Below are 16,280 nucleotides of genomic sequence, written 5' to 3' on the forward strand. Positions count from 1 at the left end.
TCCTTGAATTTGGTCTTAGCCATAAATGTTTTTTGATAGATATCGTTCTCCGGAATCTGGAAAAATAGTGACAATTGTATTGTTTTCGGGTAATGTCTTGCTTTCTTTAATCGATGCTGCAAAAGCTGCTCCACTTGAGCTACCGACAAGTAGCCCAAATTTTTCTGCTAAAAGCCTTGTAAAATAGAACCCTTCTTCGTCACGGATGGTATAAATTTTATCAATCGTTACATTCTCAAAGAACGTGGGGATAAACTCTACTCCGATCCCTTCAATTTCGTGTCCGTGAGCTGTTCCTCCATTTAAAATCGAGCCTTCTGGTTCTACTCCAATCGCACGAATTTGTGGGTTTTGATCTCTTAGATAGGCTGCAACTCCTGCAAACGTTCCCCCACTGCCGACTCCAGCAACGAAGCTTGTTAGTTGTCCTGAAAGCTCATTAAAAATTTCAGGTCCAAGTGTGTTGTAATAGGCTTTGGGATTTTCTTCATTTTCAAATTGTAACGGTAAATAACTGTTTGGGGTCTCTTTTGCTAATTGTGTTGCTTTGTCGATTGCCCCTCTGATTCCTTTGGCTGTTGGTGTAAGCACGATTTCTGCTCCTAATGCTTTCATCACTTGTTGTTTTTCTAAACTAAATTTCTCTGGTACAACAAATACAGTCTTGATGCCTTCCTTCAAACCTGCCAAAGCAATACCAATGCCTGTATTTCCAGCTGTTGGTTCAATGATTGTTGTTGCTGAAGTTATTTTCCCTTCTTGCAACGCATGTGCTAGCAAATGTTGCCCTAACCGATCTTTGACACTGCCCCCTGGGTTTAGGTACTCTAATTTGGCATAGATCGTACTTCCTTTTTGACCACCAAATCGAGCAGCATCAAATTTGAACATCGGTGTGTGTCCAATCAATTCCTGTACTTCCTCAACTATCATGACATCCTCCTATCGCTATTAACGATTCTGACTGCGCCGTTGCAACAAAAAAAGGGAACAAAAAAAGAGCTACTGACTATTAAATCAGTACCTCTTGAACGTCAACTATAAACAGTTCACCTTTTCTTTACTAAAGTGACCTGAAGCGTTTAACTTTTCTAGATGGACTATTAATAGGCATGACAAATTGGTATGCTGCTTTTTCGCACCATACAACAACAGCATGTAACTGAACGTCTGTTGTTTGTCATGTCTTTTCCACTCCTCTAAATAAGTATACATGGAAGATATCACATCATTTTTCGGATGTCAATTTAAAACAATCGTTCTAAAAAAGTATCGTACGAATCAAATGTCTATTTGTCTTCAATCAAACCATACCTTTTCTGACAACCATTCTTGCGGTTTTATCCTAAAAAAAGAAGCAGTTGATCCACTGCTCCTTTTTCCACTACATTTTTTACGAAACAATCGGTGGTGTTCCTTCCGCATTCCCAACAATTGCATCAATTTGAATCAACGCATCTTTCGGCAACGCAGACACACCAACTACTCTTCTAGCAGGTACGCCATCTGGGAAAAACTTCCCGTAAACTTCATCTACGGCATCCATATCTGCCATATTTTTCACAAATATATTTACTTTTACTACATCTGCTAGTACATGATCCACACTTTCGATGATTGCTTTGATATGTTCTAAACATTGTTCCGTTTGCTCTTTGATGCCACCTGTAATCAGTGCATTTGTTTGTGGATCAAGCGGCAATTGTGCGGAAAGATTATTATAGTGAGAGAATGCCACTGTTTGTGTCGAAAACGGACATTTTGGTGCTTTGTCCGTATTATTCGCTTCGATGATCAAGCCATGACGATCTTCTATCGCTTGCGGCGGTGTCCCATCACCGTGTGATACCACTGCTTCGATTTGTACATCAGCGCCCATCGGTAAATCAGCCACTTCAACAATCGTTCGTGCGGGAACATACGCTACTGCACGAGCAATCGCCGAATCAGGGAAAAATGTAGCATAAGCTTTGTTTACAGCATCCATTTTTGAAAGGTCTTTAACAAAAATAGTGATTTTCACGATGTCATCAAATGGAACATCAATACTTTCTAAAATTGCTTTGATGTTTTGTAAACATTGACTTGTTTGTTTTTTCACACAACCTGCTATTACTCTACCTGTTTTAGGATCGATCGGTAATTGAGCGGAAAGATTGTTGTAGTGAGAAAATGAGACTGTTTGGGTTGAAAGTGAGTCACTTGGCGCATCTAGTGTATTATTTGTAAGTTTGATTAGATCACCTGCTTGTGGTGCGTTAGGAATCGTACCTTCACCATTTGAAACTAGGGCTTCAACCTGTACTAAAGCATCCATCGGTAAGGCATCGACTGCAACCGCCGTTCTTGAAGGATGATAGCTTGTGAAAAATGATGCGTATACGTCATCAACTGCATCCAGGTCTTTGATATCTTTAACAAAGAGAGTGATTCTCACAATATCACTCATGACGTGATCGATACTCTTAATAATGGCTTTGATATTTTTAAAACATTGATCTGCTTGTTCTTTGATACCACCGGTAATTACTTGTCCAGTTATAGGATCGATTGGCAACTGAGCTGAAAAGTTATTGTAATGGGAAAAAGCGACGGTTTGTGATGATTGTGGATTTTGTGGTGCGTGTTCTGTGTTTCTAGCTAATACTGCGTTATCATTGCTCATAGTTCTATTCCTCTTTTCTTTTTCATACATTCAAATAAATAACCTACTACACAATCGTTGTTAACGCTTCCAATTTGATATCACATTAAAAACTGTTTTTTTTATGAGTCCATCATTTTTTTACTATCCTGCTGTTAATATGGAAATCATGACAATTTGACAAAAATTATATCACTTATTTTAGTCTACAATAATAGCGCTAACATTTCAATAACCTATTTTAAAGTTCATAAAATGAAAATAGTCAATTTTTTATATTCCTAGTTGATTTTCAACTGTAAACATGTAACAATTTTGCTAGACAAGAGCCTTCAAAGAGCTGGCTCATTCTCAATGTTAGGAGTAACGGTTACATGATTAAAAAAGAAGAAATGCCGCTTTGTGACGTGGCAACCACCGTTCAATTGATCGGTAGTAAATGGAAAACATTGATCATACGAGACTTGATAACAGGACCAAAACGAAATTCTGAACTAAAACGCTCATTAGCAGGCGTATCTCAAAAAGTATTGACGGAGAGTCTTAACTCCATGATTTTAGATGGTATCGTGGAGCGAATTGACTTCCAAAAAGTGCCGCCTCACGTTGAATATCAATTGACACCTCTTGGGGAAACCTTGCTCCCTGTAATTGAAGCTATGAGACAATGGGGACAATTTTATAAGAGCAGTTTTGATCAATAGGTACAAATTTGTGCCTACTTAACATTTTCCCAAAAGTTATTTATACTTTCATTAGAATGATAAACAGCTATTGAGGAGGAAATCAACATGAACTTTGAAACAACGCCCGTCGAGGCAGTCAATATCTCGAGTGAGTACACTACTTTAAATGGTGAGCCTGTTTTAAGAGTGGTAAAAAAAGAGAAATTAATGGAATTTGACGAAAATACTTATGCTAAACTTATCCACTCATCCTTCCACAATGGAACAATCGAAGTGAAAATGTTGAGTCGGCTATTACCAGATGCCCCAGATTTTGCTCGTGGTTTTATTGGTATTGCCTTTCGAATCAATGAAGATGACACACAATTTGAATCCTTTTATGTTAGACCAACGAATGGTCGGATTGATGATCCAATCAGAAAAAATCGTGGTGTTCAATATTTTTCCTACCCTAAATATACCTTTGACTATTTTAGAAATCTTGGTATTACTGATTTTGAAGGACCAGCTGATATTGGACTTGATGAATGGATCAGTTTAAAAGCAGTTATTCATGGTGCCAAAGGGACATTTTATTTAAATGATAATGAAGAACCTGCCTTAGTGGTAGACAATATGAAACACGGTGCTGACGCTAGAGGCGCTATTGGTTTCTTTGTGGATATTGGTACAGAAGCCTTCTTCAAGGATTTGAAGATTACCGCTATCGACTAAGATAAGATCGATTTAGATAAGCAGAAATCATTTTTTTATTTACTGACAGAAAGAACTTAAAACACTGAGAATTCTTTGATAGATCAAAAGGATTCTCTTTTTTCCATCACAAGCATTCGGAAAAAGAATCAAATTGTATTTTCCCTTATTAAGCTGTAATCCAAGCTAAATATAGGCTTTACAAACCAATAATTTATAATAAACTCTTCAAAACAGATTGACAGCGCTTTCTTTATAGTGTATATTTACTTTGTTAAATGGATAGTGATTATTAAGTTAAGCTAAACCTAAACAACGCCATTATTGGCTTGTGTTTAGGTTTTTTTCTATTTCAATCTCTTTAGTCAGGATAAAAAGGGGCGACCGTTTTGGAAATTTTAAAAATTTTGAATAATAATGTTGTCATTGTTCTAAATGAAGAAGATGAAGAAGTCATTCTTATGGGCAATGGCTTGGGATTTCAGATGAAGGCTGGTTCAAAAGTTGATACAGAAAGAATCGAGAAAATTTTCAAACTGGACAATCAAGCTGAATCAGAACAACTGGAGCAACTCCTTGCTGACATACCTGAAGAGATCATCGAAATCTCTTATAAAATCATGTCCCATGCCAAAAATGTTTTAGATAAGGAGTTGAATGAGACATCTTTTATTGCAATTGCTGATCATCTTCACTCTTCTATCCAACGTTCTAAAAAAAATATTTATGTAAAAAATTTTTTATTATGGGATATTAAACGTTTTTTCCCAGTCGAATTAAAAATCGCCAGGGAAGTAATTCGATTGGTCAATCAACAAATGCATGTTGATTTAACAGATGATGAAGCTGGATTTTTAGCCTTACATATCACAAATGCTCAAATTGACAGTCACCATGAAGATGCGATCAGCCTTACTCAATTGATTGAGGAAATATTGACTGTTATCAAATATACCTTACGAATTAATTTTGCAGAAAATGATATCTACTTTCAACGCTTTCTCACACATCTAAAATTTTTTGCAGAAAGAGTCGTCAAAGATAACCCTGTTGAAGAATCTACAGATAAAACTGAGAACGAACTATTTTTACTCGTCACGAATCAGTACCCTGAGGCTTTTGAGGCAACAAAAAAGGTTACTGAATTATTAAAAAATAGACGAAACTACAGGATATCAAAAGATGAACAAGTATATATCACCATACACTTAGCTCGAATCATCGATAAAACTAGTTAGCTGGAGAATAATTCTCTTTATCTAAATTATTTTTCTAAAAAGGAGCGTAGGAGACTGATTGCCTGTGGAGAGGCGCTGGATCGTGACATTAAGTTGGCGAGACCTCTGAATAAAAAATAACTAAACATTTGGAGGAACGAAAATGGGTAAATATGAAGAACTAGCAAAAAATATTGTAAAAGAAGTTGGTGGCAAGGAAAATGTCAATTCTTTAACAAACTGTATCACACGCCTTCGTTTTAAATTGAAAGATGAAAGCAAAGCAAACACCGAAGTGTTAAAAAATATGGATGGTGTCGTGACAGTCATGCAGGCTGGTGGACAATATCAAGTTGTTATTGGTAATCACGTTCCTGATGTCAGAAAAGACGTTGATGCTGTTTTAGGCGTGTTAGAAGCTCCGACTGAGTCTGGGCCAAAAGGAAATTTATTTGACCAATTTGTTGATATGATTTCCTCTATTTTCCAACCGATTTTAGCACCACTGTCTGCAGCTGGTATGTTAAAAGGGGTTAATGCCATTTTAATTTTCGCTTTAGGGGCTAGCTTTGGAGAGTCGTCAACATCAGCTATTTTTAATGCGATGGGTGACGGGTTATTCAAATTCTTGCCAATCTTTATTGGTTACACAGCAATGAAAAAATTTGGCGGTTCCCCCTTCCTTGGGATGTTAATCGCATCAAGTTTAGTCTATCCTGGATTTTTAGAAGGTGCAGCTACTGCTCAGTTTGCTGAAGCGGGAGGGCTTAATTTCTTTGGTATTCCATTCTCTATTCCGCCTGCTGGTTATGGTTCTACGGTTATGCCGATTATTGCGGCGGTGGCTTTTGCTGCCTTTTTAGAAAAGCAATTAAGAAAAGTTATTCCTGACGTTATTAAGTTGTTTATTGTTCCATTTTTAACAGCGCTTGTAACGATTCCATTAACATTCTTAGTTATCGGACCAATCATGAATACTGTTTCTGACGCTTTAGGAAATGGCTTACTTTCTATTCAAAGTTTCAGCCCAATTTTATTCGGTGCTATTCTTGGTTTCTCTTGGCAAATTCTTGTTATGTTCGGTCTACATTGGGCACTTATTCCATTTGCCATTATTGCGTTATCTCAAGGTGATCCAACATCATTATTAACACCATCAGGTAGTGTAAGTTTTGCTCAAACTGGTGCAGTATTAGCAGTCATGTTAAAAACTAAAAATGCCAAATTAAAAGAATTATCGATCCCTGCTTTTATTTCAGGTATCTTTGGTGTAACTGAACCAGCTATTTACGGTATCACTTTACCTAGAAAAAAACCTTTCTGGGCATCTTGTATTGTTGGGGGTGTTACTGGTGCCATCGCTATGGGATTAGGGATGCAAGGCTATCAAATGGGTGGCTTAGGAATATTCCGCTATCCAAGTTCCATCTCACCAGATGGTGATGTTACGTTTGCGATTTACGCAATGATTTTGGATGTGTGTGCTCTTGCAGCTGGTTTTGCAGTAGCTTGGGCTTTAGGATTTAAAGATGATGAACCAACGATTCAATTATCAAAAGAAGAAGCAAAATTAGCAGCAACTGGACAAAAAAAGAAACTAACAAAAGATGAAGTTTTCTCTCCTGTAGAAGGAAAAGTATTGCCTTTAAGCGAAGCAAGAGATGCTGCATTTTCTGAAGGAATCATGGGTAAAGGCGTTGTGGTCGAACCTACCAACGGCGAAATCGTAGCGCCATTTGACGGAACTGTTATGACACTTTTCCCAACGAAACATGCTATTGGCTTGATTTCAGACAATGGAACAGAACTATTGATTCATATTGGTATCGACACTGTCCAATTAGAAGGAGAAGGATTTGAATCTTTCGTTGAGCAAAATGCCAAAGTCAAAAAGGGTGACAAACTGGTTACGTTTGATATTAAAGCAATCGAAGAAGCGGGTTACAGCACACAAGTTCCAATCATCATTACAAACACACCAGATTATGCTGATGTGATTCCGACTTCTGAAACATCCGTCAAGCGTGGGGATACGTTTATCACTGCTATCATCTCGAACTAACCCATGTTATTCAATATCAATTTTATCTATGAAGGAGTATACATCTATGAGTTTTCCAAAGAATTTTTTATGGGGCGGCGCAACTGCCGCCAATCAGTGTGAGGGAGCCTGGGATCAAGATGGCAAAGGGGACTCCATTTGCGATCACAATCGTGCAGGCAGTCGTACATCCAATACTCATCGCACATTTGATTTAGAGATCGATACAGAACACTATTACTATCCTAGCCACACAGCAATTGATTCCTATCATCACTATAAAGAAGATATTGCGTTGTTCGCTGAGATGGGCTTCAAGGTCTATCGGATGTCGATTGCATGGTCTCGTATTTTTCCAAATGGAGATGAAACAGCGCCAAATGAAGCGGGTTTACAATTTTATGACGATGTTTTTGATGAGTTAGCGAAATATGGAATCGAACCACTTGTTACAATTTCTCACTTTGAAATGCCTTTTCATTTAGGAAAAAAATATGATGGCTTTTTAGATAAACGGACAATCGGTTTTTATGAAAATTATGCAACAACCCTATTTGAACGCTACAAAAATAAAGTCAAATACTGGCTAACATTCAATGAAATCAATTTTGGAACAATGGAGCACGGCAAACGAATCAGTGGTTTATTTAATCGAGACTATACCGAAACAGAGCAATATCAGGCCTTACACAATGTTTTTCTAGCTTCTGCACGTGCCGTTATTGCAGGTCACAAAATCAATCCAGACTTTCAAATCGGATGTATGTTAGCATATATCACCATGTATCCAAAAACATGCCGACCAGAGGATGTTTTAAAAACGCAGCAAATCAACGAGAAATTCAACTTTTTCTGCGGAGATGTTCAAGTAAAAGGCAAGTATCCTTATTTTATGAAACGCTATTTTGAAAAAAATAATATCCAAGTAAACATCACAGATGAAGATCAAGCAATATTACAAGCTGGAACGGTAGATTATTATACTTTTAGCTACTATATGACTACTTGTATTACAGATGACTTAGAAAAACGAGACGATAAAACAGGCGGAAACTTATTTGGCGGTGTCTCAAACGAGTATCTTGAAACAAGTGATTGGGGTTGGCAAATCGACCCAGTTGGATTACGCTACACCTTAAATCAAATTTATTCTCGTTATGAAGTCCCATTGATGGTCGTAGAAAATGGTCTTGGAGCCTTTGATGAAGTGGAAACCGATGGCTCAATCAACGATGACTACCGAATCGATTATTTTAAACGTCATATTATCGAAATGGAAAAAGCCATTGATGACGGTGTTGATTTGATTGGCTATACACCTTGGGGCTGTATTGATTTAATTAGTGCTGGGACAGGTGAAATGAGTAAGCGTTATGGCTTTATTTACGTTGATCGTGACGATGAAGGTAATGGCTCTTTAGCAAGAAGCCGAAAAAAATCATTCTATTGGTATAAACAAGTGATTGAATCAAACGGTGAGACTCTTGCTTAAATAAATTCTATTATAAATAAAAAAGAGAGGAACAAAACAGAATTTTCGTTTTGTTCCTCTCTTTAAATTTAAATAAATAGTTCATTTGTGCTTCCTCCTAGCATTCAATTCGTTTGCACACTAAACTAAATACAAATATAATAAAACATTCTTTTTCTGATGTCGAGCGCTTTCAAAAAAAATCAACTTATTTCATAAGTTGATTCGTATAAGTAACTAACTTATAGTGAAGTCTATTACGTCGATTTAAAACTGTTTTCACTACTTTGGACTTCTAGTGCTTCAACATAAAAGAGAGAGCGATTCGATATTATACTCATACAAAGGAACATTGTACACTTATTTGGAGGGAAGATATGATTACAAGTAAATATTCAATTCGGGAACAAAATGAGGCTATCATTCTGAAAAAATTATTGAATCACATACAATTTCAAGAGCTGAACTCTCTGTCGTTACAGGGTTAAACAAAGCCTCAGTCTCTTCTATCACAAAAAAATTGATTGAAGATGAACTTGTCACTGAAACAGGAATTGGTGATGCTGGAAATAGTGGCGGTCGCAAACCAATATTACTAAAATTTAATGGAAAATCAGCTCTTTCGATTTCATTTGATATTGGCTACGATTATATTGAAGGACTTTTTTCATTTTTAGATGGCGATGAAATAAAGTCAGAATCAAAAAGAAAACTGAAAATTGATTCAACCAATGTAGTAGGACTGATTCGCACGATTGTATCAGACTTTGAAAAAGTTGCACCTGAGACAAAACATGGCATTATCGGTATTACACTCGCCATCCATGGTGTTATTCATCAAAATAAAGTTGTTTTCACGCCGTATTATGATTTAGATACAATGGATTTGTATGAAGAAATCTCAAGTATTTTCCCTTATCCCGTTTATATCGAAAACGAGGCTAATCTGACTGCACTAGGCGAGTATACTTTTTCTTCTACTTTTGATAGTTTAATCAGTTTGAGTATTCATAGCGGTATTGGCGCTGGCATTGTGGAAGATGGTAAACTCCAGATTGGAAAGCATGGAAAAGCTGGCGAAATCGGCCATTCGATTCTCTATCCAAGCGGAACTACTTGCCCTTGTGGAAATCAAGGTTGCTTGGAACAATATGCTTCTAATAAAGTATTGTATGATGAATTTGCTAAGTTAAAAGGCTTAACACATGTCAATACTCAAATCATTCGTGACTATTATCTGAAAAAAGATACTGAAACAATGATATTGATTGAAAAAAACACTTATTTATTAAGTATTGGGATCAATAATGTTGTCACCCTTTATGACCCAGAAATCGTCATTATCAACAGCTCGATCTACCGAGCAATTCCTGAGATGGTGGAGCTAGTCAAAGTTCATATGAACGGTTATTTTTCAAAAGATATTATGATTTGTAATAGCCCTCTAGAAGATAAAGCCACTTTATATGGCTGTACAGCGATCAATGGCCAGCATTTTCTAAATGTACAACGGCTAAAATTCAATGAAAAAATTTGATTATTCTTCATTAAAGAACGACGTAAAAATAGGACCAACCAATCAATGGAAACGAATTGATTGGTTGATCTTATTTTTTTAGTCATTATTTTTTTTACGATTCAGTGCATAAATACCTACAGCTAAACCGATTACTGCTAAACCCACAACTATAAAGACATTATTATTTTTACTACCTGCTTTAGGCAGCTGTCCTTTTGATGGAGTAACATTATGTTTGGACGTATTTAAAAGGGTTTTATCTGCTTTTGACTGATTTTTTTCTGTTTTTACCAATGTTTTCTCACCTTCTGCATGTCCACTTGGTATAATATCCTCTTTTACAGGACGGTCTTGATGTATTTCAACTTTTTCACCATTAATTGCAGGTTCTAGCGGTGGGACTTCCGTTTCTTCCAGATTCTCTGGTTGAATTGGGTTGATTTCTTCTACTTCATTTGATTCATCTTCAATAACTTCTATTTTTTCGCCAACATGGATTTCAGGCTGTTCTTCTTTCCCTCTATTTAGTGCTTCCTCTTGGCTTTCATTTGCTTGCTCTTGTTCGATTGGTTCGATTTCTTCTACTTCATTTGATTCATCTTCAATCACTTCTGTTTGTTCGCCAACATGGATTTCAGGTTGTTCTTCTTTCGCGCTATTTAGTGCTTCCTCTTGGCTTTCATTTGCTTGCTCTTGTTCGATTGGTTCGATTTCTTCTACTTCGTTTGATTCATCTTCAATCACTTCTGTTTCTTCGCCAACATGGATTTCGGGCTGTTCTTCTGTTGCCTTTTCTAGTTCTTCCTCTTGGCTTTCATTTGCTTGCTCTTGTTCGATCGGTTCGATTTCTTCTACTTCATTCGATTCATCTTCAACTATTTCTTCTTGTTCGTTTGCCTCATGAATCGGTTGATTTTCATCACCTGTGGCATCGCCATCTAAAAAGATATTCTTCACTTTATAAGATGTCGTTTCATTTGTCGATTGTTCATAATAAAGCTGGTAGTTGATTTGACAATCATTGGTAAAGTTGGCTTGCTTTTTCCCTGCTTCTGTTATGGTCGCTGTGTACATGATTGAAAAAGAAGCCAATCGTGCCTTTTCACGATAAAGCCGGATTACAAAAGCATTATCTGCTCCAAATTCCACTGTACCGTATCGTTGCTTTTCAAATTCTTCCAAGCTTAATGTTGATCGACCTAAATAATTATCAATAGTAAAGGTAAAACTATCTTTGTTTAACACCTGGCCTCCACCTGATTTATCTGTCAAAATGATATCATTGCCTAATTCACTTTTATTCAAATTTGCATTTAAAAACCAACGGATTTGACCTGACTTCCCTAATAGGTCTCCTGTCTTATAGAAAAAAGGTTTCTTTCCTTCTACGCCACCACCTGTATGTCCTTTCACTACAATATTCGGTATGACGATCGACGTCCCTAGATTGGCTGGTAGTTCTTTCACTCTATTTTCCTCAACATTTGTTACACGTATACCAAAAGTAAATTCACCACGTACATGATCCAATTGATTCACTTTCTCGTTAAACGTAGCAACTACTTCCTCTTTATAAACACGGACTGTTCCCAGCCCATTTAAATTAATTTCACGTGGGACGCTTTCAGATTCCACAAGACCTTCAAGTTCTTTTGGCAATGTTAACGTTAATGTATCGCCAGCTTTTAACTTTGTATCCGATTTTTCACTGAAGTTTACTCGAATAGAAGTAAGTTCACCCGCTGACAATTCTGTTTTATCAAAGTGGATCGAATCAACAAATCCTCCACTACTTAACTCTGCCGCCAATGACTGTTCGCTAAAGCCAACGAATCCCAAGAAACCTACAAGCATTACTAAACACCATGATAATTTTTTTAACATCTTTTATCTATCGTTCCTTCCTTGTCCTAGAGATTGATATAGACCAATAGCTCTCTATTACCGCCATTTTGAACGGCAACTTTTTTGATGTTAAACAATAATTAATTCTCTGTCAAATCATATACATTTTAGATTAAATTATAATGATGGTTATTTATAGAAAGAGATTTTGGAGACTGTTATTTATTCGAACACCCCATAACGGAGAAAGAACACTCTAGCCTGTATCAGCTAAAGTGTTCTAGTTAAAACTTGACTAATTACACATAGTAATAGACAAGCCTGTTTTATAGTTTCGTACAATAATGCTTATAGCGATGTTCTACTCACTTATTTTTATTAACCTTCTACATTTTTGAAAACAAGTCTTTAAAGAATGATGATTCGGTATTCTCCTTGACCTAATAACGATTTAATTTCGATATAGTATGTCTTGCCTTTCTCTAAAGCCAATTGATTCTTTTGCACCCCTAAATCATTATGAAGTACTTCTCCAGACTCATCTGTCACAGTTAACCAACAGAACCAATTACTGTTTGCTGGAACAGCGATTACTTGATAGTTCCCTGTACGGCTTGCCACAAATTTATGGTATTTTTTTTCTGACACTTGATTGATTTTCCCAGCGCTCATCCCATAATCTGGTATTAGTAATGCACTTTCAGGTCTACTTCCCTTTTCACCAACAATGACTTTCATAAATGCCGTGCGATTGCTATCTTCTGTTATGACAAAGATAGTGGCTGTTCCAACTGTTTTAGCAGTAATTTTCCCTTGTTGATCTACAGTCGCTACGCTAGTGTCCAAACTTCCCCACTTAACATTTTGATTCGTCGCATTGCTTGGCGTGATGGTTGCTTTAGCTTCTGTTTGTTGATCTACCTCAAGGAATAGTTCTTTATCGAGAGTAACGTTCGTCACATCGATAAAGGCTGCTTTAACTGTTAGTTCAGTTACCGCTGTTTTCTTGCCATCTTCTGTTGTTGCGGTGATTGTTGCTTTACCTGCTTTGATTGCTTCAACTTTTCCTGCTGTAGTCACTGTTGCAACAGCTTCATTACTGCTACTCCATGTTACTGTTTTGTTTGTCGCATCGGTTGGTGTGACTGTCGCTGTTAATTGACCACTTGTCTTCTCTTCTAGTTCAAGAGCAGCTGGATTCACACTTACTCCTGTTACCTTGATTACGGCTGGAATAACGGTCACTTCACTAGCTGCAGTTTTCTTGCCATCTTCTGTTGTTGCGGTGATTGTTGCTTTCCCTGCTTTGATTGCTTCTACTTTACCTTCTGCGGTTACTTTGGCAATTGTTTCATCTGAACTCGCCCATTTTACTGTTTTGTTTGTCGCATTGGCAGGTGTAATTGTTGCGGTTAATTCTTTACTTGTCTTCTCTTCTAGTTCAAGAGCAGCTGGATTCACACTTACTCCTGTTACCTTGATTACGGCTGGAATAACTGTCACTTCACTTGTTGCTGTTTTCTTGCCATCTTCTGTTGTTGCGGTGATTGTTGCTTTCCCTGCTTTGATCGCTTCCACTTTACCTTCTGCGGTTACTTTGGCAATTGTTTCATCCGAACTCGCCCATTTTACTGTTTTGTTTGTCGCATTGGCAGGTGTAATTGTTGCAGTTAATTGACCACTTGTCTTCTCTTCTAGTTCAAGAGCAGCTGGATTCACACTTACTCCTGTTACCTCGATTACAGCTGGAATAACGGTCACTTCACTTGTCGCAGTTTTCTTGCCATCTTCTGTTGTTGCGGTGATCGTTGCTTTCCCTGCTTTGATCGCTTCCACTTTACCTTCTGCGGTTACTGTTGCAACAGCTTCATTACTACTACTCCATGTTACTGTTTTGTTTGTCGCATCGGTTGGTGTAACGGTTGTAGTTAATTGTTTACTACCTTTTTCTTCCAATTCAACTGTTTTTGGTTCTAATGTAATTCCTGTCACTGAGATTACTTTAGCGTTTTTAAAACTAATTTTGACTGTGTTATCTTTCTTCTCTTCAACAGATAAATCAAGTTTAGGGCTAGCGCCATCTGTTGTCTTACTTGTAGGAACTGTCTCTACATTAAATAGCGATAATTCATTTTCCTTTGTTAAATAACTCTTTGAACTATATTTCTCGCCTCTACCTTTACTTAATATAGGGTAACCTACAATCGATTCATCGGCTTCTTTTAACGTAACCAGTTGTTCGCCGTATTTTGGTATACTCAAATTATTACGGTAATTTTCATTAATATGGTAGACAGAAATCCCTTCACTTCCATTGGTCTTTCTACGTCCTTCGTCAAACCCAAAAATTTGTCTATTTTCAATTAAATAATACTCTTTTTCATTTTTTATATTATCCTTGTAAATAGGTAATTTATATACTTTAAAAGCGTCATTTTGCGCGTCTACTGTGGCAACATCTTGCTCTTTTTCGATTGTTTCGACAGGAAAACCTAACTGCATTTTAGAATACGCATCAAAATGAGTAGGCAATGCTCCTGAATCATCTATTGGTTTTTTTGAATACCACCGGCCGTTTCCTCCCCACGATCCACTTGCCATAACACTATGATATCCCAGTCCAGCTCCTGTAAGTTCGGTTTGAGTTCCATACAAGTCTGGCAACCCTAAATCATGACCGAATTCATGTGCCATAATCCCTATAGAAATTGCAACATCTCTTTTAGTTAACATTGTTGAACCACCATAGTTTTCTTCATGTCCAACCAACATTTTTTCTCCTATTGCAAAATAACCATTATTAAAAACTAAGTTATCTTTTGTAGAGAGGTTACCATGCCTTTTGTGTCCCCAAATGGCATTCTTCGTTGCAAGGCTATTCGACATTTCAAATCCAGCGACAATGAACATTACATGTAACTCATTTTTATCAATTTTTCCATCTCCGTTTTTATCATAAAGAGATATATCAATATATTTTTCCGCTTCATACAGAATTTTTTCCATAACTACAGTTCTTGGCATTTTATTTTCGCCATCTGTGTTGGGATGATCTCCATCAAAAGAAACTTTAACTATTCCCGGAGCATCTTCATATTGTGTCGTTTGAGCGGGTAAAAGATTGATTCTATTCTGTGTCGCTTCAGCATAATAATTTTTTAATGTTTTTGCTTCAGCTCCGTCTCCAAATATTTTTTCGCTCCAATCTTGCACACTCGATTCTTCTCTCATTCCCCAAGAATAGCTGGAGTGATTCAATTTTTGGTTATTAAACTCAACGACAACCACTAATAAATTTTGATCTTTGCTTAATGATAGTGGTCCTGTTTTTAGTTGTCTATTTTCTTTTTGCTGCGGAACTTCAAAGTTCACTAGCTCTTCTTCAGTCAAGGCATCTTTTGGCTTTTTATCAATCAGATACTTTTGACCACTTGTTTGTATTCCCGTTCTCGTTTTCTTCATTTGGGCGTACTGCCAATAACCATCGGATCCTTGTACCACCACATCTTCTGTTTCATTTGCAACAACATAATTTAGATACTCATCACCTTTGAGTTCCCCTTCAAACGTCTGACCATCTGGTTGCTCTATCGTCATTTTCCCTAAGTTGGGATTGACCGGTACGGCCTCTGCTTGTAAAAATCCTGTAAAACATACAAGATAACTTAAAATACTTAAACCTATTACATTAAAAATTTTTTCTTTTTTCATCTTCCTTCTCCCATCTATAGTCATATATACTCCTTGTTATTGCTGAATTACAGCCCTACTTCATCGTTTTAAATATGACTACTACTCTTTATTCGCTCTTTTTTCCGATAACGGTGTAACACTAATTGTTGCTTGTCCTCTACAATTTACCCCGTCAAAATACAAATTCACGAACTTTGTTCACCAACATCTACTCCTAAACCCCTTTCCTTTAATTAATTAGATATAACCAACTACTCATGTTTAAAAATTAAGTTTTTGGATATATATTAAATATTATAACAAATATAAATAATATTTAAACACATTTTTCTAACAAAAATACAAAAATAATTTTATAATATTTTCATTAAATATTTTTTTAATAAAAATATTAATTTTCAGAAAAATAGCGAATCCATAAGATTTCAACATTTTTTTGTTTAAATAAATATAATCTCCCCTCTTTCCCCT

10 protein-coding genes are annotated in these 16,280 nt (G+C 36.6%); 6 read left to right on the plus strand and 4 right to left on the minus strand.

What is annotated here, in order from left to right; all coding sequences use genetic code 11:
* Positions 1-15 precede the first annotated feature (15 nt).
* Together I586_RS11590 and I586_RS11595 are read right to left on the minus strand one after the other, a co-directional pair.
* Entirely contained in the window at positions 16-933 is a 918-nt protein-coding gene (locus I586_RS11590) for a PLP-dependent cysteine synthase family protein (protein WP_010766324.1), read from the minus strand.
* Between the two features lie 460 nt (positions 934-1,393).
* Positions 1,394-2,665 (minus strand): RidA family protein, encoded by a 1,272-nt coding sequence (locus I586_RS11595; RefSeq protein ID WP_010766325.1) that lies wholly within the window; start codon positions 2,663-2,665, stop codon positions 1,394-1,396.
* A gap of 353 nt (positions 2,666-3,018) precedes the next feature.
* Between I586_RS11595 and I586_RS11600 the strand changes: the two genes are divergently transcribed.
* The 6 genes from I586_RS11600 (at position 3,019) to I586_RS11625 (ending at position 10,289) form a co-directional block, all read left to right on the plus strand.
* Complete coding sequence (locus I586_RS11600) at positions 3,019-3,348, plus strand: winged helix-turn-helix transcriptional regulator (protein ID WP_010766326.1); 330 nt, start codon at positions 3,019-3,021, stop codon at positions 3,346-3,348.
* 87 nt (positions 3,349-3,435) lie between these two features.
* Positions 3,436-4,044, plus strand: a complete 609-nt coding sequence (locus tag I586_RS11605) for a hypothetical protein (protein ID WP_010766327.1) — start codon at positions 3,436-3,438, stop codon at positions 4,042-4,044.
* Positions 4,045-4,412: 368 nt separating this feature from the next.
* The gene (gene licT, locus I586_RS11610; RefSeq protein WP_010766328.1) at positions 4,413-5,261 is read left to right on the plus strand and encodes a BglG family transcription antiterminator LicT; all 849 of its coding nucleotides are present in this window, start codon (positions 4,413-4,415) and stop codon (positions 5,259-5,261) included.
* 142 nt (positions 5,262-5,403) lie between these two features.
* Positions 5,404-7,302 (plus strand): beta-glucoside-specific PTS transporter subunit IIABC, encoded by a 1,899-nt coding sequence (locus I586_RS11615; RefSeq protein WP_010766329.1) that lies wholly within the window; start codon positions 5,404-5,406, stop codon positions 7,300-7,302.
* A 46-nt stretch (positions 7,303-7,348) separates the two neighbouring features.
* Positions 7,349-8,773, plus strand: coding sequence for a glycoside hydrolase family 1 protein (locus tag I586_RS11620; RefSeq protein ID WP_010766330.1), 1,425 nt, complete (start codon positions 7,349-7,351; stop codon positions 8,771-8,773).
* A gap of 499 nt (positions 8,774-9,272) precedes the next feature.
* A complete protein-coding gene (locus I586_RS11625) occupies positions 9,273-10,289 on the plus strand; it encodes an ROK family protein (protein ID WP_010766331.1) in 1,017 nt (338 codons plus the stop codon).
* 78 nt (positions 10,290-10,367) lie between these two features.
* On the opposite strand, the gene I586_RS11630 is transcribed toward I586_RS11625, so the two are convergent.
* Positions 10,368-12,155: a collagen binding domain-containing protein gene (locus I586_RS11630; protein ID WP_016249980.1), complete on the minus strand. Its 1,788-nt coding sequence runs from the start codon at positions 12,153-12,155 to the stop codon at positions 10,368-10,370.
* A 369-nt stretch (positions 12,156-12,524) separates the two neighbouring features.
* Entirely contained in the window at positions 12,525-15,827 is a 3,303-nt protein-coding gene (locus I586_RS16965) for an Ig-like domain-containing protein (RefSeq protein WP_010766333.1), read from the minus strand.
* Positions 15,828-16,280: the final 453 nt, after the last annotated feature.

It is taken from the genome of Enterococcus moraviensis ATCC BAA-383, from assembly GCF_000407445.1.
In the GTDB taxonomy this organism is placed as follows: Bacteria; Bacillota; Bacilli; order Lactobacillales; family Enterococcaceae; genus Enterococcus_L; species Enterococcus_L moraviensis.